Below are 20,902 nucleotides of genomic sequence, written 5' to 3'. Positions count from 1 at the left end.
GTCGCCGTCAGGCGTCGATGAGGCGGACGAGCTCGTCGATGAACGAGCGGAAGTCCTCGGAGCCGCGCAGCAGCCGCTGCACATCCGCGTGGTTGGCGAAGACCTCGACGAACTGCTCGAACACGGTCTGGAACGCGGCGCGGTCCGCGTCGCTGAACGCGGCGAGCGCGACGACGTTCACGCGGTTGTCGCCCCACGGCATTGGGGTGTCGTTGAGGGCGATCGCGATCGCCGTGCGTGAGGCGCTCATCGTCATCGAGTGCGGCACCGCGAGGTGCTCGGTGAACGCGGTCGACGAGAGTCTCTCTCGCTCGATGACGCCGTCGACGTACGCCTGGTCGGCCACCCCGAGCAGCATCAACCGCTCGCCGAGCGCTCTGATCATGGTGTCCGGGTCGGGGACCGAGACGTCGCGGAGGAACAGCGACTCGTCGAAGTAGAGCAGCAGCTCGTCCTTCAGCCGGGCACGTCGGCGGTGGCGCCGGACCCGCGACAGGGCGGCGCGCACGGCGTCGACGTCGGCGTCGGTGGGGAACGGCTGCACGAGCACGACGTTCTCGGTGCGCGGGATCGACGGCGTGGACGACACGATGAGGTCGCTCGTGAGCTCGGGCGGGTCGGGGTCGGTGCGCGCGATGACGCGTTCGATGCGCAGCTCCGACCCGAAAGCGCTCTCGAGACGTTTGCGCAGCAGCTCGCCGAGGTCGTGGTAGCCGGGGCTGACGATCGTGCACGACACCGCGTCGGCCGGCGAGGCGTTGCGTTCGAGGTGCGCGCCGACGTGCAACGCGATGAACGCGATCTCGTCGTCGCTCACCGTGATGTCGTAGCGGCGCTGGATCTCGCTCGCGAGGAAGACGGCGAGCTCGTACGTCAGCGGGTACGAGGTCTTGATCGACCGCGTGAGCGGGTTCCTGGTCGCCCCGCCGGAGCGGGCGCGCCGTGCGAGGTTGCCGACGTGCATGGTGAGTCGCACGAGGAAGCCCTCGTCGTCGAGGTCGACGAGGAACTCCTTCCCCGCACGTTCGAGGAGGGTGCGGACGAAGGTGAGGTCGTCGGCCGGGACCCGAGCGGTGGCGTCGTCATCGCCGTCGCGCCCGGCGGGAGGTCGTCGGGTGCCCACGCGGGTCGTGAGCAGATCGGCGAGGGCCCGGAGCTCCCCGGGCGGCAGCTCGGCGCCGAAGTGCTTGACGACGAGCGGAGCGAGCGCCGCTTCGAGGTCGTCGGTGCCGGCCGCGGGCTCCGTGCGTGCATGGCCGGTGCGGGAGCGCTCGAGCGCGATCGCGGTGTGCACGAGCACGCCGTCGAGCCCGAACTCGTTGACCGCGTAGCCCTCGTCCTGGAGCAGAGAAACGAGGTCGGTCTTGAAGCCGGAGAGGTCCCCGATCCCGAACGCGTCCTGCACCTGCCGCAACCCGAGAGGGCCGCGTGCGGTCTCCTCTCGGAACACCTGGCTCATGAGCCGGCGCAGGGTGTCCTCGGCGCCGGCGAGTCGGACGACGGAACCCTCGCGCACCAGCTCGACGCCGCAGTCGCGCGCGACCGCCCGTACCCGTCGCAGGTCGGCCTCGAGCGTCGAGTCGCTCACGAAGAGCGCCGCCGCCAGACCGTAGACGTCGAGCCCGTCGCTCGCCTGGGCGAGACGGGTGATGAGGTAGTTGGCCCGCTCCCGCGGCCGCTCGGGCGACGCTTCCGCGTCGGGGCCGTCGGCGAGGTAGCGCGCGTACTCGTCGGGGTTGAGCCGGTACCCGCTCGTCGACGAGGCGATCACCTCGAGCGGGCTCGCCGCCGTCTTCACGGCCGTCACGTAGCTGCGCACGGTGCGGGTGGAGACCCCGATCCGGTCGGCGAGCTCGCCCGCGGACACCCAGCCGTCGCTTCGGCTGAGGTGCTCGAGGAGCTGCGGGATCTTGTCGGCCATGGCACTGAAAACCCTAAGCGACCTCTCCGAGGGGCGAGCCGGAAGATCTTCCCCGCGTTTCCTAACCCGCGGAAGACAGTTCGTTGGTCATGCTGGCCGAGCAGGCGCAGACTCGGCGGAGTAGGTGCTGGATCGACTGGGTCGCAAGGAGGCGCTCCATGGTGAACGTCACGCTCGTGTGCGTGGCCGGCGTATCCGGCACGTTCCTCGCGCGCCGCATGCGCGCCCTCGACCCGGCATTGACCGTCACGGTCGAGAGCGCCGATTCGCTGGCTTCCGTCAGCGGCGCGGACCTCGTGCTGGTCGCCCCGCAGCTCGCCTCCTCGCTCGAGCACATCGCCCGGGTGGCGAACCCCGTCCGCGTCGCCGTTCTCCCGCCCGATGCGTACAGCCCCGCCGGCGCCGATGAGGCTGTGCGTACTGTCCATGATCTGCTCGACGCGGCCGGATCGGCCTACCGTCGAAGCGAACCCGCCAACACGAAGGAGTAACAGTGCCAGAACGCAACGTCGTCGTCGCATCCGCCCACGGACTGCACGCCCGCCCCGCCGCCCTCTTCACGCAGGCCGCGGCGCGCGCCGGAGTGCCCGTCACGATCGCCAAGGGTGGTCGCAGCGTCAACGCGGCGAGCATCCTCGGTGTCATCTCGCTCGGAATCGACCACGGCGACGAGGTCGTGCTGGCGGTCGACGGCGAGGGCGCCGACGAACTGCTCGACGAGCTCACCGGCCTCCTCACCACCGACCACGACGCATCATGAGCGCGCTCGTCGGCACCGGCATCGGTCGAGGCATCGCGATCGGATCCGTCCTGCGGATGCCCGACCCGCTGCCCGACCCCGCCACCACGCCCAGCACCATCGGCCCCGACTCCGAGAAGGAGCGCGTCACCGGCGCGCTCGCCTCGACGGGCGCGGACATCCGTGAGCGCGGGGAACGCGCCGGCGGGAAGGCGCAGGAGGTGCTCGAGGCGCAGGTGCTCATGGTCGACGACCCGACGCTGCGCAGCGACGTCGACTCGCGCATCGACAACGGCGCCACCGCGGAGCGGGCCGTGTTCGAGGCGTTCGCCGGCTTCAAAGAGATGCTGATCGGCATCGGCGGGTACATGGCCGAGCGCGCCGCGGACCTCGATGACGTCTCCCAGCGCATCATCGCGCGCCTGAACGGCGTCGCCGCTCCCGGTGTGCCCGAGAGCGACACCCCGTTCGTGCTGGTGGCCCGGGATCTCGCCCCGGCCGACACCGCCCTGCTCGACCTCGACAAGGTGCTCGCGGTCGTCACGAGCGACGGGGGACCGACCTCGCACACCGCGATTCTCGCGCGCGAGAAGTCGATCACCGCGGTGGTCGGCGTCGTCGGAGCCCTCGACCTGAACGACGGCGATGTGGTCATCGTCGACGCCGGCGCCGGAGCGGTCACCCGCGACCCCAGCGCCGACGACCTCGCCGCCGCCGAGCACGCCATCGCCGAGAACGCACGACGCGGCAGCGTCCCGATCGGCCCCGGCGCCCTCGCCGACGGCACCGCGGTGCCGCTCCTCGCGAACCTCGGGTCGGTCGACGCCATCGACAAGGCGGTCGCCGCCGGCGCAGAGGGAGTCGGGCTGTTCCGCACCGAGTTCCTCTTCCTCGACGCGACGCAGGCGCCGAGCGTGTCGTCGCAGTACGCGCAGTACTCGAAGCTGCTGCGCGGATTCGCCGGCAAGAAGGTCGTCGTGCGCGCGCTCGACGCGGGGGCCGACAAGCCGCTCGCGTTCCTCAACGACGCCGCGGAGGAGAACCCGGCGCTCGGCCTGCGCGGCCTGCGCGCCCTCCGCGCCAACGAGCAGATCCTCCGTGACCAGCTCACCGCACTCGCGCGCGCCGACGCCGAGACCGACGCCGACCTCTGGGTCATGGCGCCTATGGTCTCGACCGTCGAGGAGACCCGCTACTTCGTCGAACTCGCCACCGAGCTCGGCATCAAGACGGCGGGCGTCATGGTCGAGGTGCCCTCGTCGGCGCTTCTCGCCGACCGCATCCTCGGCGAGGCCGCGTTCGCCAGCATCGGCACCAACGACCTGACCCAGTACACCCTCGCCGCCGACCGTCTGCTCGGCAGCGTCGCCTCGTTCCAGGACCCCTGGCACCCGGCGGTGCTGAAGCTGGTGGCCGAGGTCGGCAAGGCGGGCGCGGCGCTCGGCAAGTCGGTCGGCATCTGCGGTGAGGCCGCCGCCGACCCGCTGCTCGCCGTCGTGCTCGTCGGCCTCGGCGCGACGAGCCTGTCGATGTCGCCGTCGGCCATCGGCGACGTCCGTGCCGAACTGCTGCAGCACACCCGCGAGCAGGCTGTCCGCCTCGCTGACGCCGCCCTCGGCGCCGACGACGCCCGCGGCGCCCGCGACGCGGTGAACGCGCTGCTGGTCCCGCAGACCTGATCCTTTCCGCCATCCCGATCCGCCAACGAACAACCGAACCCTCACAAAGAAACACAGTCAAGGAGACGAGAAGAACAATGACGACGACGTCAGTCGGTGAGAAGCGCAACGCACGCGTCCACGTGCAGCGCTTCGGTACCTTCCTCAGCGGCATGGTCATGCCGAACATCCCCGCCTTCATCGCGTGGGGCATCATCACCGCCCTCTTCATCGAGACCGGCTGGCTGCCGGTGCCGGCGCTCGGCGGCTTCGGCGAGGACGCCGACGGCAACGCCTACGTCGGCATCGTCGGCCCGATGATCACCTACCTGCTCCCGCTGCTGATCGCCTACACCGGTGGTCGCATGGTCTACGACGTGCGCGGTGGCGTGGTCGGGTCGATCATGACCTTCGGTGTGATCATCGGCGCCGCCGGCAGCCCCATGCTGCTCGGCGCGCTCATCTGCGGCCCCCTCGGCGCGTGGGTGATCAAGCAGCTCGACAAGCTGTGGGACGGCAAGATCCGTGCCGGCTTCGAGATGCTCGTGAACAACTTCTCGGCGGGTATCGCGGGCTTCCTGCTCGCGATGGCGGGCTTCTTCGGCCTCGCCCCGCTGCTGAAGCTCATCAGCACCGGCCTCGGCCTCGGTGTGGAGTGGCTCCTCAACGCGGGTCTGCTCCCGCTCGCGAGCATCTTCATCGAGCCCGCGAAGGTGCTGTTCCTCAACAACGCCATCAACCACGGTGTGCTGACCCCGCTGGGTCTGCAGCAGGCCGAGGAGACCGGCAAGTCGATCCTGTTCCTGCTCGAGGCGAACCCCGGCCCCGGCCTCGGTCTGCTGGTCGCGTTCTCGATCTTCGGCATCGGCGCCGCCCGCGCGACCGCTCCCGGCGCGATCATCATCCAGTTCCTCGGCGGCATCCACGAGATCTACTTCCCTTACGCGCTGATGAAGCCGATCCTGCTGCTCGCGCTCATCGCCGGTGGCGCCACCGGCGTCGCGACCAACGCGATCGCCGGCTCCGGTCTCGTCGCTCCCGCGTCGCCCGGCAGCATCTTCGCGATCCTCGCGTTCACCGCTCCCGACAGCTACGTCGGCGTGATCCTCTCGGTCATCCTGTCGGCCGCCGTCACCTTCCTCATCTCCGCGGTCATCCTGCGGGCGAGCCGCAAGCGCGACCTCGCCGCCGAAGAGGACACCTTCAACGCCGCGATCGCGCAGACGCAGGCGAACAAGGGCAAGGAGAGCAGCGTGCTCGCCGGGCTCGGCGGAACCACCGGCACCACCGCCGAGGGTGGCACCGCGCTCGCGTCGAAGGTGCAGAACATCGTGTTCGCCTGCGACGCCGGCATGGGCTCGAGCGCGATGGGCGCGACCGTCCTCCGCAACAAGATCAAGAAGGCGGGCATCGAGGGTGTGACAGTGACCAACAAGGCCATCGCGAACCTCGACGACAGCGCCGACCTGGTCATCACCCAGCGCGAGCTCACCGCCCGCGCCGAGCAGAAGGCGCCGACCGCGCAGCACGTCTCGGTCGACAACTTCATGAACAGCCCGCGCTACGACGAGGTCGTCGCGCTGGTGGCAGACCAGAACAAGTGACGATGATGGGGTGGGGAGCCGTGAGGTTCCCCACCCCATTGCCGTTCCCTTCCGCTGTTCCCTCTTTCCCAGCAACCACCTGTTCAGTGGACTCACCCGCGAAGTAGACAGGACCTAAGGAGCACCATGGCCATCCTCGACCTCGACCGCATCATCGTCGGCGGCACGGCACGCACCCGCGACGACGCCATCCGTGAGGCGGGGGCGCTGCTCGTCTCCGCCGGTGCCGTCCAGCAGGCCTACGTCGACGCGATGTTCGACCGCGAGAACGCCGTGTCGACCTACATGGGCAACTACCTCGCCATCCCGCACGGCACCAACGACGCCAAGGACGAGATCGTCCGTTCGGCTCTCGCGATCGTCCGCTACGACGACGCGATCGACTGGGACGGCAACGAGGTGCGCTTCGTGATCGCCATCGCCGGCATCGAGAACGAGCACCTCGAGATCCTGTCGAAGATCGCCCTCGTGTTCAGCGAGGACGACGAGGTCGCGAAGCTCCTCGCCGCGAAGACCCCCGAGGAGATCCAGACCCTCCTCGGCGACGTGAACGAGGCCTGAGCCGTATGGGCAAGACCGCCGTCCACTTCGGTGCGGGCAACATCGGCCGTGGGTTCGTCGGACTCATCCTCCACGACGCCGGGTACGAGGTCGTCTTCGCCGACGTCAACGCCGAACTCATCGATGCGCTCGCCGCGAGCGACTCCTACGTCGTTCACGAGGTCGGCGACAGCCCCCGCGACCTCACCGTCGACGGGTACCGCGCCCTGAACAGCAGGGCCGACGAGGCGGCGGTCGTCGCCGAGATCGCGGGAGCCGATGTGGTCACGACCGCGGTCGGACCCAACATCCTCAAGTTCATCGCCCCCGTGATCGCCGCCGGTCTGCGCGCCCGCGCCGATGGAACACCGGTCGCCGTGATGGCGTGCGAGAATGCCATCGGCGCGACCGACATCCTCCGCGGCGAGATCGAGGCGCTGCTCGGCGACGACGAACGCGACGAGGTCCTCGCCCGCGCGATCTTCGCCAACACCGCCGTCGACCGCATCGTGCCGGGGCAGGCCGCGGACGCCGGGCTCGACGTCACCGTCGAGGACTTCTTCGAGTGGGTCGTCGAATCGACCCCGTTCGGCGACGCCGTCCCCGAGATCCCCGACGCCACCTTCGTGCCCGAGCTCGCGCCGTACATCGAGCGCAAGCTCTTCACGGTGAACACCGGCCACGCGACCCTCGCCTACCACGGCTTCGTGCACGGCGCCGACCGTCTCGCCGACGCGCTCGAGCTGCCCGAGGTGTTCGAGGAGGTCAAGGCGGTGCTCGAGGAGACCAAGACGCTGCTCGTCGCCAAGTATGGCTTCCCGATGGAGCAGCAGGAGAAGTACCTCGAGAAGAACCTCACCCGGTTCGCGAACCCGTACCTCTCCGACACCCCGGTGCGAGTCGGGCGCGCCCCGCTGCGCAAACTGAGTCGGCACGAGCGCTTCATCGGTCCCGCCGCCGAACTCGTCGAGCGTGGCCTGCCCGCCGACGCGCTGGTGCGCGCCGTCGCCGCGGCCCTGCGCTTCGACGTGCCGGAGGACCCGGAGAGCGTCGAGCTGCAGGCACTGCTGGCAGGGGACGCACCGGCGCAGGAGCTCGCCGTCCGGCTGACCGGCCTCGACGCGTCGAACCCGCTCATCGCCCCGATCGCCACCGCCATCGGATCGGCCCGCGCGCACCGGTAGGGCGGCACTTCCGCGAGGCCGGCCCTCGCAGCCCCGGTGAGGCGACACGCTCGCCTGCACCGATCGGCTGCGAGGGTCGGCCTTAATCTTGAGCCCGTGAGCCTTCCCCAGCCGAGTCCGGAACCGCAGGGCTCGGTGTGGTCACCCGACGGCCCCGACCTCGTCGTGCACTCCGAGAACCTCGGGTTCCTGCGCACCCTGCCGGACGAGAGCTTCCGGCTCATCTACATCGACCCGCCGTTCAACACGGGCAAGCAGCAGACGCGGCGATCGATCACCGCGGTGCGCTCCGAGGAGGGCACCAGGGTCGGCTTCAAGGGCCGCAGCTACGAGACCGTGCGCGGCGCGACCCTCCGCTACGCCGACTCGTTCGCCGAGTACTGGGACTTCCTCGAGCCCCGGCTCGAGGAAGCGTGGCGCCTGCTCGCCCCCGACGGCACCCTCTACCTGCACCTCGACTACCGCGAGGTGCATTACGCGAAGGTGCTGCTCGACGCGCTCTTCGGCCGCGACAGCTTCCTCAACGAGATCATCTGGGCCTACGACTACGGCGGACGCGCGAAGGGCCGCTGGCCCGCCAAGCACGACAACATCCTCGTCTACGTGAAGGACCCGACGAATTACGTCTTCGATTCGGCCGAGGTCGACCGGGAGCCGTACATGGCGCCCGGCCTCGTCACCGCCGAGAAGGCGGCGCTCGGCAAGCTGCCGACCGACGTCTGGTGGCACACCATCGTGTCGCCGACCGGGCGGGAGAAGACCGGATATCCGACTCAGAAGCCCCTCGGGGTGCTGCGCCGCATCGTCGCCGCGAGCAGCGAGCGCGGCGACTGGGTGCTCGACTTCTTCGGCGGCAGCGGCACCACCGGGGCCGCCGCGCGCGAGCTCGGCCGCCGCTTCGTCCTCGTCGACGAGAGCCCCGACGCGGTCCGGGTGATGGGGGAGCGGCTCCAGCTCGACCCGGTGCCGCATCGCTGAGTCGTCCCTAGGCTTACGCGCATGGCCGCCGAACTGATGTCGTCGGGAGCCGGCGACGCCCCCGTGCTCGTTCTCGCGCACGGTGCCGGTGCGCCGATGGACTCCGACTGGATGGAGCGGATGACCGGCCTCCTCGTCGATCGCGGAGTGCGCGTCGTCCGGTTCGAGTTCCCCTACATGGCGGGAAGACGGGCGGGCGTGCGCAGGCCGGCGCCCAAGGCGGAGACGCTCATGGACGACTACCGCGAGGTCGTCGCCGAGGTGGCCGCCGCATCGAGCAGCCCCGTCGTGATCGGCGGCAAGTCGATGGGCGGCCGGGTGGCGACCATGGTCGCCGACGAGCTCCGAGACGCGGGGTCGGTGAGCGCGGTCGTCTGCTTCGGGTACCCGTTCCACCCGCCGGGGGCACCCGGGAAGCTTCGGACCGCGCACCTCGAGACCCTGCGCACCCCGACGCTGATCTGCCAGGGCACCCGCGATCCGTTCGGCACCGAGGTCGAGGTCGGCGGCTACACGCTGTCGGACTCGATCGAACTGCGCTTCCTGCCCGACGGTGAGCACGAGCTGAAGCCGCGGGCGAAGATCAGCGGGCGCACGCACGCGCAGAACCTCGCCGAGGCGGCGGATCGCGCAGCCGACTTCACGCGGACCGCGAGGAGCGGGAACCCTACGCCGTGAGCAGACACGCCGGGTGGCGGCGCGCCCGAAGTTCGCATAGGATATCCCGTTGGTGCGCTGGCTGACTTCGTTGGCCGCTTCTCTCCCGACCGGTCTCCCGGTCATGGGTACGAGCACGTGCACCGACTCTAACCGCGAGACCCGCAGAACGCTGCGTGTAGTGAAGTGAGGATATGGCCAAGAAGGACGGCGTAATCGAGATCGAGGGCTCTGTGCTCGAGGCTCTGCCCAACGCGATGTTCCGCGTCGAGCTGACCAACGGACACAAAGTGCTCGCCCACATCTCGGGCAAGATGCGACAGCACTACATCCGAATCCTCCCCGAGGACCGGGTGATCGTGGAGCTGAGCCCTTACGACCTGACCCGCGGCCGGATCGTCTACCGCTACAAGTGAGCGAACTGCTGGATAAGGAACGGCCCGCATCGGGTACGACGCCAGCGAAGGAAGAAAGAACATGAAGGTCAACCCCAGCGTCAAGCGCATCTGCGACAAGTGCAAGGTGATCCGTCGTCACGGCAACGTGATGGTCATCTGCGACAACCCGCGCCACAAGCAGCGTCAGGGCTGATGACGCGCGGCGATCGACTCGCCGCCGGCATCGCAGCACTCAGAACGCAGTACTCATAACTGAATAACACCAACGCCAGCATCAGAACCCGTCGCGCACTCCGCGGCGGGGGACACCTCGGGTCAGGAGGCCCGGGCACCGACGCTGGTTCACACCTCCTGATACTCCAGAGGAGAAGCCAGACATGGCACGTCTCGCCGGTGTCGACATCCCCCGCGACAAGCGCGTGGAAGTCGCACTCACCTACATCTACGGCGTCGGCCGTACCCGCGCACTCGACACGCTGAAGCAGACCGGCATCAGCGGCGAGATCCGGGTCAAGGACCTGACCGACGACCAGCTGGTCGCGCTCCGCGACCACATCGAGGGGACCTACAAGGTCGAGGGTGACCTCCGCCGCGAGGTCGCCGCCGACATCCGCCGCAAGGTCGAGATCGGCAGCTACCAGGGTCTTCGCCACCGTCGCGGTCTGCCCGTGCACGGTCAGCGCACCAAGACCAACGCGCGTACCCGCAAGGGCCCCAAGCGCACCGTCGCCGGCAAGAAGAAGGCCGGCCGCAAGTAGTCCGTCGCCCTCAGGGCCACAGGACCACAGCGCCGTACAGATTTCAGGATTTAGGAGAAAGCCGACATGGCAGCACCGAAGGCGGGAGCGGGCCGCAAGCCGCGCCGCAAGGAGAAGAAGAACATCGCCGTGGGCCAGGCCCACATCAAGTCGACGTTCAACAACACGATCGTTTCGATCACCGACACCACCGGTGCCGTGATCAGCTGGGCCTCATCGGGCGGCGTCGGCTTCAAGGGAAGCCGCAAGTCGACCCCGTTCGCCGCCCAGCTCGCCGCCGAGTCGGCCGCGCGTCAGGCGCAGGAGCACGGCATGAAGAAGGTCGACGTCTTCGTGAAGGGCCCGGGATCGGGTCGCGAGACGGCCATCCGTTCGCTTCAGGCCGCGGGCCTCGAGGTCGGTTCGATCAACGATGTGACGCCGCAGGCGCACAACGGTGTTCGTCCGCCGAAGCGCCGCCGCGTCTGACGCTGTCGCCGTCCGGGTTCTCCGCCCGGACGGCTTCCGCGCGCCCGACGCGGACCCGTCCTTTTCATCTCCACATCACTCGGAAGTGTCATATAGCGGACACTCTTTCGAAAGGAAACCAATAAGTGCTCATCGCACAGCGCCCGACGCTCGTTGAAGAAAACATCTCGGAGTTCCGTTCGCGGTTCGTCATCGAGCCGCTCGAGCCCGGCTTCGGTTACACCCTGGGCAACTCGCTCCGCCGCACCCTCCTGTCCTCCATCCCGGGCGCCGCTGTCACCAGCATCCGTCTCGAGGGCGTCCAGCACGAGTTCTCGACCGTGCCGGGCGTGAAGGAAGACGTCACCGAGATCATCCTCAACATCAAGGGCCTCGTCGTCTCCAGCGAGCACGACGAGCCCATCACCGCCTACCTGCGCAAGCAGAGCGCGGGCCCCGTCACCGCGGCCGACATCTCGGCTCCCGCCGGTGTGGAGATCCACAACCCCGAGCTCGTCATCGCGACGCTCAACGACAAGGCGAAGTTCGACCTCGAGCTGACCATCGAGCGTGGCCGCGGCTACGTCTCCGCGTCGCAGAACCGCAGCGAGTTCAGCGAGTCGGGTCAGATCCCGATCGACTCGATCTACTCGCCCGTGCTGAAGGTCACCTACCGCGTCGAGGCGACGCGTGCCGGTGAGCGCACCGACTTCGACCGCCTCGTCGTCGACGTCGAGACCAAGCCGGCGATCAGCCCGCGCGACGCCATCGCGTCGGCCGGTCGCACCCTCGTCGAGCTGTTCGGACTCGCCCGCGAGCTGAACAACCAGGCCGAGGGCATCGAGATCGGCCCCGCGCCCGTCGACGCCGTGCTCTCGAGCGAGCTCTCCATGCCGATCGAGGACCTCGACCTGTCGGTCCGCTCCTACAACTGCCTCAAGCGCGAGGGCATCAACACGGTCAGCGAGCTCGTCTCGCTCTCGGAGACCCAGCTGATGAACATCCGCAACTTCGGCCAGAAGTCGGTCGACGAGGTCAAGGACAAGCTCGTCGAGCTCGGCCTGTCGCTGAAGGACGCCGTCCCCGGCTTCGACGGCGCCCACTACTACAGCTACGACGACGAAGAGTCCTGAGTTCGTCCGTCGACGAATCGAAGACCTTTCGCAACATTGAGGAAGAGAAGAAATGCCTAGACCGTCCAAGGGTCCCCGTCTCGGTGGCGGGCCGGCGCACGAGCGCCTGCTCCTCGCGAACCTCGCGACCGCGCTGTTCACGCACAAGTCGATCACCACGACCGAGACGAAGGCCAAGCGCCTTCAGCCTCTCGCCGAGCGTCTGATCACCTTCGGCAAGCGCGGCGACCTGCACGCCCGTCGCCGGGTGCAGCAGATCATCCGCGACAAGAGCGCCGTGCACGAGCTCTTCGCCGAGATCGCTCCCCTCGTCGCCGAGCGTCCCGGTGGTTACACCCGCATCACCAAGACCGGCTTCCGCAAGGGCGACAACGCGCCGCTCGCCGTGATCGAGCTCGTTCTCGAGCCCGTCACCCCGAAGCGTGCGGCGTCGACCCGCAGCACCGCGAGCAGCAAGGCCGCCCCGGCCGCCGCTCCCGCCGCCGAGGAGACCGTCGTGACCGACGAGGAGACGACCGTGGATGAGGCCGCCGGCGGCGCCGACGTGCCCGTCGAGTCGACCGACGCCGTCGAGACGTCCGAGCCCACGACCGCGGAGGAGCCCACCGAGGCCGCCGCCGAGGTCGAGGCCGACGCCGCAGACGTGTCGAAGGACGACGCGAAGTAGTCGCACCCGTAACGAAGAACAGCCCGTGGAGCCGATGGCTCCGCGGGCTGTTCTCGTTCCTGCTCGTGCTGCCCCGGGCTGCGCTGTGCTGCCTCGAGCTGCTAGAGGCGGCGGATCGCGGCCGTCACGCAGTCGGCGTACAGCACCGCCGCGTCCGCCCCGGGATGTGTCTGGTCGGAGGCGAGGAGCTCGGGGTGCGCGGCCGCCGCGGAGTTCCAGTCGGCCACCACGGCGCCAGGCGTCTGCGCCACGAAGTCGGCGAGGGTCTGATTGACCGAGCCCGTCCACTCCATCGGACCGTACGCGTTGACGAACACGAGCTTGCGGCCGGCTGCGGAGTCCCGCACCTGCTCCAGGTAGCGCCACCCCGTGGGGCCGTTGGTCGCGAGTCCGATGACGACAACGGGCCGCAGGGTCCCGGCCGCCTCCGCTCTCGCGAGGAGCGCCGGCGCCTCGGCCAGCTGACGCGACACGGCGGCGTCGATGCTGATGTCGGGCAGCTCCGCCTGCAGGGCGGGAGCGGCGGCGAGCATCACCGAGTCGCCGATGGCGGTGATCCGATCCCCCGAAAGCGGCGCCGCCGCCTCATCGGCGCTGTCCGTCGGCGCGCCTTCCGTCGCGCCGTCGCCGTTCCCCATCGCGTCGGCGGCGGTGGGGCCGTCGTCCTCCACCGGAGCGACGGGGTGCTCCGGCGTCGTCTCCTCGATCGCCGCGCTGCCTGCGGCGATCAGGCCCTCCGCCTCGGTGCTCGCCGGAGCGCGGACCACTCCCACGACCGACAGCGAGACGGCGACCAGCGCGAGAGCGGCGACGACGGCGAGCGGGACGCGCCGCGGCAGCAGAGCGCGGGCCGCACCGCCGAAGCCGAGGCGACGCACCGGCTGCTCGAGGAACCGGTACGAGAGCGCGGCGAGGAGCAGGGTCAGACCGACGACGAGCAGGGGCACGAGCCATGACGCGGCGGGGTCCTGACGCCACGTGGGGACGATCGCGCCGACGAGCACGAGCAGCGGCCAGTGCCAGAGGTAGATGCCGTAGGAGCGCTCGCCCAGATAGCGCAGCGGGCGCATGTCGAGCACACGGCCGAGCCACGAGCCGGGGGCGGTCGCCGCCCAGACGACGGTCGTCGCGAGCGCCGCCACGATGGCGAGGCCGCCCAGGTAGGGGGTGAGGGAGTGCTCGTCGAGCAGGAACGCCGCGGCGACGAGTCCCACCAGAGCTGCGCCGCCGATCCAGTGACCGGCCGCTCCGCGCAGCCGCTCCACGGCGGTGCCCACACCGATGCCGCCGGCGGGCAGCACCCCGAGCGCGAGAGCCGACCCGGCGAGCAGGCCGAACACATGGGTGTCGGTGCCGTAGTAGGCCCGGGCCGGGCCGGACAGCAGGGCGAGGAGCGCCATCGCGAGAGCCGACAGTGCCGCCGCGGCGAGCACGACGGTCCCGCGACGCGCCGGTGGCCGGAGAAGGCAGACGACGGCGAGCAGGATCGGCCACAGCAGGTAGTACTGCTCCTCGACGCCGAGCGACCACAGGTTGCGCAACAGCTGGGGGGCTGCCGCGGCGAAGTAGTCGTCGCCCTGCGCCACCGCCACCCAGTTGCTCGAGAACGTCAGCGCCCCGAGAAGTTCCGCGCCGATGCCGACGAGGACGTCCCCGCCGATGACCGCGGCCAGGGCGGCGCAGCCGATCACCACGACGGCGAGGGCGGGCAGCAGACGGCGTGCCCGACGCAGGAGGAACCGGCCGAGGCGGATCCCGTCGCCGTCGCGTTCGCGCATCAGCAGGGTCGTGATGAGGAACCCGCTGATGACGAAGAACACGTCGACGCCGAGGTATCCGCCCGGCAGCGCAGCGGGCGCCACGTGGAAGAGCACGACGGCGCCGACCGCGAGCGCGCGCAGACCATCGAGGCCGGGCAGGTGCGCCGACCGATCGCGGGGTGCGCCGCTTGTCATCGGCATCGTCTGAGGGCTCTTCTTCGGGGAAGTCTCGGGGGAGGGGTGTAGATGTGATTGTCCGCCCGGCGCTCCGCGCGCGCCCGGAGCCGGTGCGCGTGTCGAGCGTCGCCGCTAGCGTGAGGAACAGGCGCCCCGCAGGGGCCGACGAGGAGGCCGGACGTGGCGAGCGAAGCGATCACCCTCGAGGTCGACGGGCCCGACGGCCCCCGCGAGATGCGGGTGTCCAGCCCGTCACGGGTGGTGTGGCCAGAGCCCGGCGTCACCAAGCTCGAGCTCGTCGAGTACCTCGTCGCCGTCGGAGAGCCGTTCGTGCGCGCCAACGGCGACCGTCCCGTCGCCCTTCAGCGCTACCCCGCCGACATCGACGGCGAGATGTTCTTCTCGAAGAACCCGCCTCGAGGCAAGCCCGAGTTCATCCGCGAGGTGATGGTCACCTACCCGAGCGCACGCGCCCACCCCCAGCTCGTCATCGACGAGCCCGCCGCCCTCGTCTGGATGGCGCAGATGAACACCGTCGTGTTCCACCCGTGGCCCTCGCGCGCCGGAGACATCGACCACCCCGACCAGATGCGTCTCGACCTCGACCCGCAGCCGGGCAGAGGGTTCGAGGACGCCGTCCGCGCCGCCCACGTCCTCCGCGACGTGCTGTCGGAGGCGGGGCTCACCGCGATGGCGAAGACGTCGGGCAACCGCGGCATCCACGTGTTCGCGCCGATCGAGCCCCGATGGGACTTCATCGACGTCCGGCACGCCGTCATCGCGGCCGCCCGCGAGCTCGAACGGCGGATGCCCGACGAGGTCACGACGGCCTGGTGGAAGGAGGAGCGCGGCGAGAAGGTCTTCGTCGACTTCAATCAGGCGGCCCGCGACCGCACCATCGCCGGCGCGTACAGCCCCCGCGCCACGGCGGCCGCGACGGTCTCGATGCCGTTCCGCTGGGAGGACCTCGACGACCTCAGCCCGCTCGACTTCACGGTGCGCTCCGTGCCGGGGCTGCTCGCGGAACGCGGCGACGCCTGGGGCGACGAGGTGAGCCCCGGTGTGCTCGACGTGCTGCTCGAGTGGTGGGAGCGGGACGTCGCGAACGGTCAGGGCGAGATGCCGTACCCGCCCGACTATCCGAAGATGCCGGGGGAGCCGCCTCGCGTGCAGCCGTCGAAGGCCCGCAAGCCCGCCGCCGACTGACGCGCTACACCGAGGGGGTGCGGAGGTCGCGGGCGTAGAACGAGAGCGAGCGACCGTATCGCGGCAGGTGCGGCACGAGCGCGTCGATGGTCAACGCCAGCCCCTCGCCGGCGCGGCCGACGTCGTGCAGTGCCAGCGCCAGGAACGCGCGGACCGCATCGTCGAACTCGTCGTGCTCGGCCGCGAGTTCGGGCTCGAGCAGAGCGACCGCCTCGTCCGGCTGCCCGATCGCGCGCAACGAGCTCGCGAGCTGGATGACGGCCTGCCGCCGCTCGGGACCGGACAGGCCGAGCGCGAGGGCTCGGCGGTAGAGCTCGACGGCGCGGGGCGTCGAGCCGGTCGAATCGTGGGCGCCGCCGAGCTCGAACAGCGCCACCGGGTCGTCCGGGCGCTCCTCGGCGAGAGCGGTCATGGCTGCGACGAAGGGACCCGCCTCGTCGGGATCGAACGACGACCAGAGACGGTCGACCCGTCGCCGCCATTCGGCCTGAGACTCCTCGGTCATCGCGCCAGCACCTTGCCGAGGTCGTAGTCGTTCGGCACCTCGAGTTGGTCGTAGGTGCACGACGAGGCGTCGCGGTCGGGCCGCCAGCGCAGGAACTGCACGGTGTGCCGGAAACGGTCGCCCTCCATCTGGTCGTACTTCACCTCGACGACCAGGCGGGGTTCGAGCACGGTGAACGAGGTGTCCTTCGACGACGAGAACCGGTTGCGTTCCCCCTCGCCGCGCACCGCCTCGCCCGAGTCGTCTCGGGCGACGAGCGGGGCGAGCTCGTCGACGAGGCTCTGCCTGCGGGCGTCGGTGAATGCGGAGATGCCGCCGACCCCGTGCAGCTCGCCGTCGTCGCCGTACAGACCGAGCAGCAGCGAGCCGACACCGCTGCCGCTCTTGTGAGTGCGGTACCCGGTGACGACGCAGTCCGCCGTGCGCGAATGCTTGATCTTCAGCATCGTCCGTTTCCCCGGCTGGTAGACGCCGTCGAGGGGTTTCGCGACGACGCCGTCGAGCCCTGCGCCCTCGAACTCGACGAGCCAGGTGCGGGCGAGGTCCACGTCGGTGGTCAGCCTCGTGACGTGCAGAGGGGCGTCGAACGATGCGGCCACCCGCTCGAGGGCGCTGCGCCGCTCGGAGAACGGGGTGTCGAGGAGGGAGACACCGCCCTCGGCCAGCAGGTCGAAGGCGATGAAGGATGCGGGAGTCTCGGCGGCGAGCTTGCGGATGCGGCTCTCGGCCGGGTGGATGCGCTGCGAGAGGGCCTCCCAGTCGAGACGCTCACCTGCCCCGCGGGGCCGTCGCACGACGACCTCGCCGTCGAGCATGGTGCCCGCCGGCACCTGTGCGCGGATCGTGTCGACGAGCTCCGGGAAGTACCGGGTGAGCGTCTTCGCCCCGCGGCTGCCGATCTCGATCCCCGCGTCGTCCACGCGGACGATCGCGCGGAATCCGTCCCACTTCGGCTCGTAGCCGAGCGCGCCTCCGCCCCGCGCGGTGTCGGGGACGGTCGGAACCGCTTTGGCCAGCATCGGCTCGGGGATCTCCATGGCACCATCTTGCTTGCTCCGACCGGGAAGGGGCAGGGGTCCGAGCGGACCCGTCGCTCCTAGACTCGTCCGGTGAGTTCCCCCGTCCGCTTCCGGCTCGACATCGCCTACGACGGGACCGGTTTCCGGGGGTGGGGCAAGCAGCCGGGCCTGCGGACCGTTCAGGGCGTGCTCGACGAGGCGCTCGCGACGCTCTTCCGGCGCACGACGACCGTGCCGGCCTTGACCGTCGCCGGGCGCACCGACGCCGGCGTGCACGCGCTCGGCCAGGTCGCCCACCTCGATCTCGGCGACGAGCACCTCGCGATCCTCGACCGGGCGAGGACACCGTCACCGGCGGCAGGCCGTGCCGCGGCGCTCACCCGCCGGCTCACCGGCGTCCTCGGCTCCGACTCGGACGTCGTCATCCTGGCGGGCGCCGAGGCGCCGGTCGGATTCGACGCCCGGTTCGGCGCGGTGTGGCGTCGCTACCAGTACCGCATCGCCGACGCCCGCGCCCGTCGGGACCCGCTGCAGAGGCACCGGACCCTCTGGTATCCCGCCGAGCTCGACGACGAGCGGATGGCGCTCGCCTCGCAGGGGCTCCTCGGGCTCGGCGACTTCGCCGCCTACTGCCGGCCTCGCGAGGAGGCCACCACGATCCGCACCCTGCAGCGCTTCGACTGGAGCCGCGACGGCGACGGCGTGCTCGTCGCCGACCTTCAAGCCGACGCGTTCTGCCACTCGATGGTGCGCTCACTGATCGGCGCCGCCATCGCGGTGGGGGAGGGGCGGCTCCCGAGCGATCGGCTCGCCGCGCTGCTCGGTGCCGACGGACGCAGCAGCGAGTTCGTCGTGCAGGCCGCCAAGGGCCTCACCCTCATGGAGGTCGGGTATCCGCCCGACGACCAGCTCGAAGCGCGGGCCGAGCAGACCCGCGCCCGCCGATCCCTCGACGACTGATCGGATCGGCGGGAGCGCGGTGCGGGTGCTCGATTGACCCGCATCGGAGTCTGCACTAATCTGTTCAGGTTGCGCACGGTACCTCCGCGCGCGACCGAGCCCTCCACCGCGGCGTTCGTATCGACGAACTCCCATCGGAGCGGGATTCACGAACACCTCGATCGAAGGACATTCCTGTGACGCGTACATTCACGCCCAGAGAAGGTGACATCCAGCGCAACTGGGTCGTCATCGACGCCACCGACATCGTGCTGGGCCGCCTCGCCAGCCACACCGCCGCCCTCCTGCGCGGCAAGCACAAGCCGATCTTCGCGAACCACGTCGACACCGGTGACTTCGTCATCATCGTCAACGCCGAGAAGGTCGCGCTCACCGGCTCGAAGCACGAGCAGAAGAAGGCCTACCGTCACTCGGGCTACCCGGGCGGACTCACCGCCACCAGCTACACCGAGCTGCTCGAGAAGCACCCGACGCGCGCCGTCGAGAAGGCCGTCCGCGGCATGCTGCCGAAGAACTCGCTCGGTCGCGCCCAGCTGAAGAAGCTGAAGGTCTACGCCGGCGCCGAGCACCCCCACGCTGCACAGCAGCCCACGACGTACACCCTCAACCAGGTCGCCCAGTAAGCGCCGACCGGATACTAGGACTTCATCATGGCGAGAATCGCAGACTCCATCGACACCGCTCCCGAGAGCTTCTCCACCGAGACCCCCGCGTCGTCGGCACCCAGCACCCCGCGTGCCGTGCTGAACGTCCCGGGCGCCGCCGTGGGTCGCCGCAAGCAGGCCATCGCCCGCGTGCGCATCGTCCCCGGCTCGGGCACCATCACCGTCAACGGCCGTGAGTTCGCGGAGTACTTCCCGAACAAGCTGCACCAGCAGCTGATCAACGACCCGTTCAAGGTGCTCGACCTGCTCGGCAGCTACGACGTCATCGCCCGCATCACCGGCGGTGGCCCCTCCGGTCAGGCCGGCGCCCTGCGTCTCGGCATCGCGCGCGCCCTCAACGAGGTCGACGCCGAGAACAACCGCCCCGAGCTGAAGAAGGCCGGCTTCCTGAGCCGCGACGCCCGAGTCAAGGAGCGCAAGAAGGCCGGTCTCAAGAAGGCCCGCAAGGCTCCTCAGTTCTCGAAGCGCTGATCCGAGGGATCGGCAGCTGTGCCCCGCCTCTTCGGCACCGACGGCATCCGGGGACTCGCGAACCGCGACGTCTCCGTCGGACTCGCGCTGTCCGTCGCGCAAGCGACGGCGGTCGTGTTCGGCACCGGTCGTAGTGCCGAAGCACGGCGGGCCGCGGGCCGGCGACCCTCAGCGGTCGTCGCCCGCGACCCCCGGATCTCCGGCGAGTTCCTCACGTCCGCCGTCGCGGCGGGGCTCGCCAGTTCCGGGGTCGACGTACTCGACGCGGGGGTCATCCCGACCCCCGCGGCGGCGTACCTGATCGCCGACATCGACGCCGACTTCGGCGTCATGATCTCGGCGTCCCACAACGCGGCGCCGGACAACGGCATCAAGATCTTCGCCCGTGGCGGCGTCAAGCTGCCCGACGAGGTCGAAGACCGCATCGAGCAGGCCATCGATGGCGAGAAGCTCGTGCCCGTCGGCAGCGACGTCGGCCGCATCCGCCGCTTCGCCGACGCCGAGGACCGCTACGTCCTCCACCTCCTGTCCACCCTGCCGCACCGTCTCGACGGGCTGCACGTGGTGATCGACTGCGCCAACGGCGCCGCCGCCGGGATCTCGCCCGAGCTCTTCGCCGATGCGGGCGCTCGTGTCACGGTCATCGGCAACGATCCCGACGGCATTAACATCAACGACGGCGTCGGATCGACGCACCTCGGCCCCCTTCAGGAAGCGGTCCGCGTCAACGGCGCCGACCTCGGAATCGCCCACGACGGCGACGCAGACCGGTGCCTCGCGGTCGACGCCGACGGCAACATCGTCGACGGCGACCAGATCATGGCGATCCTCGCGATCTCGATGGCCGAGCGCGGGGTCCTCCGGCAGAACACCCTCGTCACCACGGTGATGAGCAATCTCGGCCTGAAGCTCGCGCTCGAAGCCCGCGGCATCTCGACCATCCAGACCCGCGTCGGCGACCGTTACGTGCTCGAAGAGCTCAACGCCCGCGGGCTCTCGCTCGGCGGCGAGCAGTCGGGGCACGTCATCATGAGCGACTTCGCCACGACCGGCGACGGGCTGCTGACCGGCCTCCACCTCGCTGCAGAGGTGGCGCGCACCGGACGTCCGCTGCGCGAGCTGGCCGCCGCGATGACGGTCTACCCGCAGATCCTCGTCAACGTGAAGGACATCGACCACCACCGGCTGGCCGACGACGACGTCATCGCCGGCGCCGTGAAGGACGCGGAGTCCGAGCTCGGCGACTCGGGTCGGGTGCTGCTGCGCCCGTCCGGCACCGAGCCGATGGTGCGCGTGATGGTCGAGGCGGCCGACCAGGTGTCCGCCGACCGCATCGCGAACTCGCTCGCCGACATCGTGCGCGAGCGCCTCGCCCGCTAGCCGGCACCAACTCCGGCTCTGGCGACGTCACCCCCGCGAGCGCGGTGTGTTGCTCCGACCGCGGGTGTTCAGACA

General features: G+C 70.0%; 23 protein-coding genes. 19 read left to right on the top strand and 4 right to left on the bottom strand.

What is annotated here, in order from left to right:
* Nucleotides 1–7 precede the first annotated feature (7 nt).
* Complete coding sequence (locus tag NGH83_RS13260; RefSeq protein ID WP_251856725.1) at nt 8–1,921, bottom strand: transcription antiterminator; 1,914 nt, start codon at nt 1,919–1,921, stop codon at nt 8–10.
* 158 nt (nt 1,922–2,079) lie between these two features.
* Between NGH83_RS13260 and NGH83_RS13255 the strand changes: the two genes are divergently transcribed.
* The 14 genes from NGH83_RS13255 (at nt 2,080) to rplQ (ending at nt 12,684) form a co-directional block, all read left to right on the top strand.
* Nucleotides 2,080–2,412, top strand: coding sequence for a PTS sugar transporter subunit IIB (locus NGH83_RS13255; protein WP_251856724.1), 333 nt, complete (start codon nt 2,080–2,082; stop codon nt 2,410–2,412).
* 2 nt (nt 2,413–2,414) lie between these two features.
* Nucleotides 2,415–2,681 carry an HPr family phosphocarrier protein gene (locus tag NGH83_RS13250; RefSeq protein ID WP_251856723.1) on the top strand — a complete coding sequence of 89 codons (267 nt, stop codon included), beginning with the start codon at nt 2,415–2,417 and terminating at the stop codon, nt 2,679–2,681.
* Nucleotides 2,678–4,339 (top strand): phosphoenolpyruvate--protein phosphotransferase, encoded by a 1,662-nt coding sequence (ptsP, locus tag NGH83_RS13245; RefSeq protein ID WP_251856722.1) that lies wholly within the window; start codon nt 2,678–2,680, stop codon nt 4,337–4,339. The genes NGH83_RS13250 and ptsP overlap by 4 nt, the downstream gene beginning before the upstream one ends.
* 77 nt (nt 4,340–4,416) lie before the next feature.
* Nucleotides 4,417–5,922 (top strand): PTS mannitol transporter subunit IICB, encoded by a 1,506-nt coding sequence (locus NGH83_RS13240; protein ID WP_371872683.1) that lies wholly within the window; start codon nt 4,417–4,419, stop codon nt 5,920–5,922.
* Between the two features lie 126 nt (nt 5,923–6,048).
* Nucleotides 6,049–6,483 (top strand): PTS sugar transporter subunit IIA, encoded by a 435-nt coding sequence (locus NGH83_RS15355; RefSeq protein WP_371872681.1) that lies wholly within the window; start codon nt 6,049–6,051, stop codon nt 6,481–6,483.
* Between the two features lie 5 nt (nt 6,484–6,488).
* Nucleotides 6,489–7,646: a mannitol-1-phosphate 5-dehydrogenase gene (locus tag NGH83_RS13235; protein WP_251856721.1), complete on the top strand. Its 1,158-nt coding sequence runs from the start codon at nt 6,489–6,491 to the stop codon at nt 7,644–7,646.
* Nucleotides 7,647–7,742: 96 nt separating this feature from the next.
* The gene (locus NGH83_RS13230) at nt 7,743–8,624 is read left to right on the top strand and encodes a site-specific DNA-methyltransferase (protein WP_251856720.1); all 882 of its coding nucleotides are present in this window, start codon (nt 7,743–7,745) and stop codon (nt 8,622–8,624) included.
* Between the two features lie 21 nt (nt 8,625–8,645).
* Nucleotides 8,646–9,302, top strand: a complete 657-nt coding sequence (locus NGH83_RS13225; RefSeq protein ID WP_251856719.1) for an alpha/beta fold hydrolase — start codon at nt 8,646–8,648, stop codon at nt 9,300–9,302.
* A gap of 173 nt (nt 9,303–9,475) precedes the next feature.
* A complete protein-coding gene (gene infA, locus NGH83_RS13220) occupies nt 9,476–9,697 on the top strand; it encodes a translation initiation factor IF-1 (protein WP_017885509.1) in 222 nt (73 codons plus the stop codon).
* 61 nt (nt 9,698–9,758) lie between these two features.
* The gene (rpmJ, locus tag NGH83_RS13215) at nt 9,759–9,872 is read left to right on the top strand and encodes a 50S ribosomal protein L36 (protein ID WP_116754812.1); all 114 of its coding nucleotides are present in this window, start codon (nt 9,759–9,761) and stop codon (nt 9,870–9,872) included.
* 184 nt (nt 9,873–10,056) lie between these two features.
* A complete protein-coding gene (gene rpsM, locus NGH83_RS13210; protein ID WP_251856718.1) occupies nt 10,057–10,437 on the top strand; it encodes a 30S ribosomal protein S13 in 381 nt (126 codons plus the stop codon).
* A gap of 66 nt (nt 10,438–10,503) precedes the next feature.
* Nucleotides 10,504–10,905, top strand: a complete 402-nt coding sequence (gene rpsK, locus NGH83_RS13205; RefSeq protein WP_251856717.1) for a 30S ribosomal protein S11 — start codon at nt 10,504–10,506, stop codon at nt 10,903–10,905.
* A gap of 125 nt (nt 10,906–11,030) precedes the next feature.
* Complete coding sequence (locus tag NGH83_RS13200) at nt 11,031–12,017, top strand: DNA-directed RNA polymerase subunit alpha (RefSeq protein ID WP_251856716.1); 987 nt, start codon at nt 11,031–11,033, stop codon at nt 12,015–12,017.
* Between the two features lie 52 nt (nt 12,018–12,069).
* Nucleotides 12,070–12,684, top strand: coding sequence for a 50S ribosomal protein L17 (gene rplQ / locus NGH83_RS13195; RefSeq protein ID WP_251856715.1), 615 nt, complete (start codon nt 12,070–12,072; stop codon nt 12,682–12,684).
* 101 nt (nt 12,685–12,785) lie between these two features.
* Here rplQ and NGH83_RS13190 read toward each other — a convergent pair whose 3' ends face one another.
* Complete coding sequence (locus NGH83_RS13190; protein ID WP_251856714.1) at nt 12,786–14,639, bottom strand: acyltransferase family protein; 1,854 nt, start codon at nt 14,637–14,639, stop codon at nt 12,786–12,788.
* Nucleotides 14,640–14,801: 162 nt separating this feature from the next.
* Here NGH83_RS13190 and ligD point away from each other — a divergent pair, with 162 nt between their 5' ends.
* Nucleotides 14,802–15,827 (top strand): non-homologous end-joining DNA ligase, encoded by a 1,026-nt coding sequence (ligD, locus tag NGH83_RS13185; RefSeq protein WP_251856713.1) that lies wholly within the window; start codon nt 14,802–14,804, stop codon nt 15,825–15,827.
* Between the two features lie 4 nt (nt 15,828–15,831).
* On the opposite strand, the gene NGH83_RS13180 is transcribed toward ligD, so the two are convergent.
* Complete coding sequence (locus NGH83_RS13180) at nt 15,832–16,332, bottom strand: tetratricopeptide repeat protein (RefSeq protein ID WP_251856712.1); 501 nt, start codon at nt 16,330–16,332, stop codon at nt 15,832–15,834.
* Nucleotides 16,329–17,369 (bottom strand): ATP-dependent DNA ligase, encoded by a 1,041-nt coding sequence (locus NGH83_RS13175; protein ID WP_251856711.1) that lies wholly within the window; start codon nt 17,367–17,369, stop codon nt 16,329–16,331. Before NGH83_RS13175 ends, NGH83_RS13180 begins: the two co-directional genes overlap by 4 nt.
* Before the next feature lie 72 nt (nt 17,370–17,441).
* Here NGH83_RS13175 and NGH83_RS13170 point away from each other — a divergent pair, with 72 nt between their 5' ends.
* The 4 genes from NGH83_RS13170 to glmM all read left to right on the top strand — a co-directional run bounded on the left by NGH83_RS13170 (nt 17,442) and on the right by glmM (nt 20,827).
* Complete coding sequence (locus NGH83_RS13170; RefSeq protein ID WP_251856710.1) at nt 17,442–18,311, top strand: tRNA pseudouridine(38-40) synthase TruA; 870 nt, start codon at nt 17,442–17,444, stop codon at nt 18,309–18,311.
* Between the two features lie 176 nt (nt 18,312–18,487).
* On the top strand, nt 18,488–18,934 hold the full coding sequence (gene rplM / locus NGH83_RS13165) for a 50S ribosomal protein L13 (protein WP_251856709.1): 447 nt from the start codon (nt 18,488–18,490) through the stop codon (nt 18,932–18,934).
* A 27-nt stretch (nt 18,935–18,961) separates the two neighbouring features.
* Nucleotides 18,962–19,447, top strand: coding sequence for a 30S ribosomal protein S9 (gene rpsI, locus NGH83_RS13160; RefSeq protein ID WP_251856708.1), 486 nt, complete (start codon nt 18,962–18,964; stop codon nt 19,445–19,447).
* A gap of 18 nt (nt 19,448–19,465) precedes the next feature.
* A complete protein-coding gene (gene glmM / locus NGH83_RS13155) occupies nt 19,466–20,827 on the top strand; it encodes a phosphoglucosamine mutase (RefSeq protein WP_251856707.1) in 1,362 nt (453 codons plus the stop codon).
* Nucleotides 20,828–20,902 lie beyond the last annotated feature (75 nt).

Source organism: Herbiconiux sp. L3-i23 (genome assembly GCF_023734115.1).
GTDB lineage: Bacteria > Actinomycetota > Actinomycetes > Actinomycetales > Microbacteriaceae > Naasia.
This window is presented reverse-complemented; position numbering and strand designations above follow the sequence as displayed.

Excerpts from the sequence above, each read along its gene's own strand:
- rplQ (WP_251856715.1), top strand. The coding sequence starts at position 12,070 with ATGCCTAGACCGTCCAAGGGTCCCCGTCTCGGTGGCGGGCCGGCGCAC.
- infA (WP_017885509.1), top strand. The coding sequence starts at position 9,476 with ATGGCCAAGAAGGACGGCGTAATCGAGATCGAGGGCTCTGTGCTCGAG.
- NGH83_RS13235 (WP_251856721.1), top strand. The coding sequence starts at position 6,489 with ATGGGCAAGACCGCCGTCCACTTCGGTGCGGGCAACATCGGCCGTGGG.
- rpsM (WP_251856718.1), top strand. The coding sequence starts at position 10,057 with ATGGCACGTCTCGCCGGTGTCGACATCCCCCGCGACAAGCGCGTGGAA.
- NGH83_RS13255 (WP_251856724.1), top strand. The coding sequence starts at position 2,080 with ATGGTGAACGTCACGCTCGTGTGCGTGGCCGGCGTATCCGGCACGTTC.
- rpsK (WP_251856717.1), top strand. The coding sequence starts at position 10,504 with ATGGCAGCACCGAAGGCGGGAGCGGGCCGCAAGCCGCGCCGCAAGGAG.
- NGH83_RS13240 (WP_371872683.1), top strand. The coding sequence starts at position 4,417 with ATGACGACGACGTCAGTCGGTGAGAAGCGCAACGCACGCGTCCACGTG.
- NGH83_RS15355 (WP_371872681.1), top strand. The coding sequence starts at position 6,049 with ATGGCCATCCTCGACCTCGACCGCATCATCGTCGGCGGCACGGCACGC.
- NGH83_RS13190 (WP_251856714.1), bottom strand. The coding sequence starts at position 14,639 with ATGACAAGCGGCGCACCCCGCGATCGGTCGGCGCACCTGCCCGGCCTC.
- NGH83_RS13260 (WP_251856725.1), bottom strand. The coding sequence starts at position 1,921 with ATGGCCGACAAGATCCCGCAGCTCCTCGAGCACCTCAGCCGAAGCGAC.
- NGH83_RS13175 (WP_251856711.1), bottom strand. The coding sequence starts at position 17,369 with ATGGAGATCCCCGAGCCGATGCTGGCCAAAGCGGTTCCGACCGTCCCC.
- rpmJ (WP_116754812.1), top strand. The coding sequence starts at position 9,759 with ATGAAGGTCAACCCCAGCGTCAAGCGCATCTGCGACAAGTGCAAGGTG.
- rpsI (WP_251856708.1), top strand. The coding sequence starts at position 18,962 with ATGGCGAGAATCGCAGACTCCATCGACACCGCTCCCGAGAGCTTCTCC.
- NGH83_RS13225 (WP_251856719.1), top strand. The coding sequence starts at position 8,646 with ATGGCCGCCGAACTGATGTCGTCGGGAGCCGGCGACGCCCCCGTGCTC.
- ptsP (WP_251856722.1), top strand. The coding sequence starts at position 2,678 with ATGAGCGCGCTCGTCGGCACCGGCATCGGTCGAGGCATCGCGATCGGA.
- NGH83_RS13180 (WP_251856712.1), bottom strand. The coding sequence starts at position 16,332 with ATGACCGAGGAGTCTCAGGCCGAATGGCGGCGACGGGTCGACCGTCTC.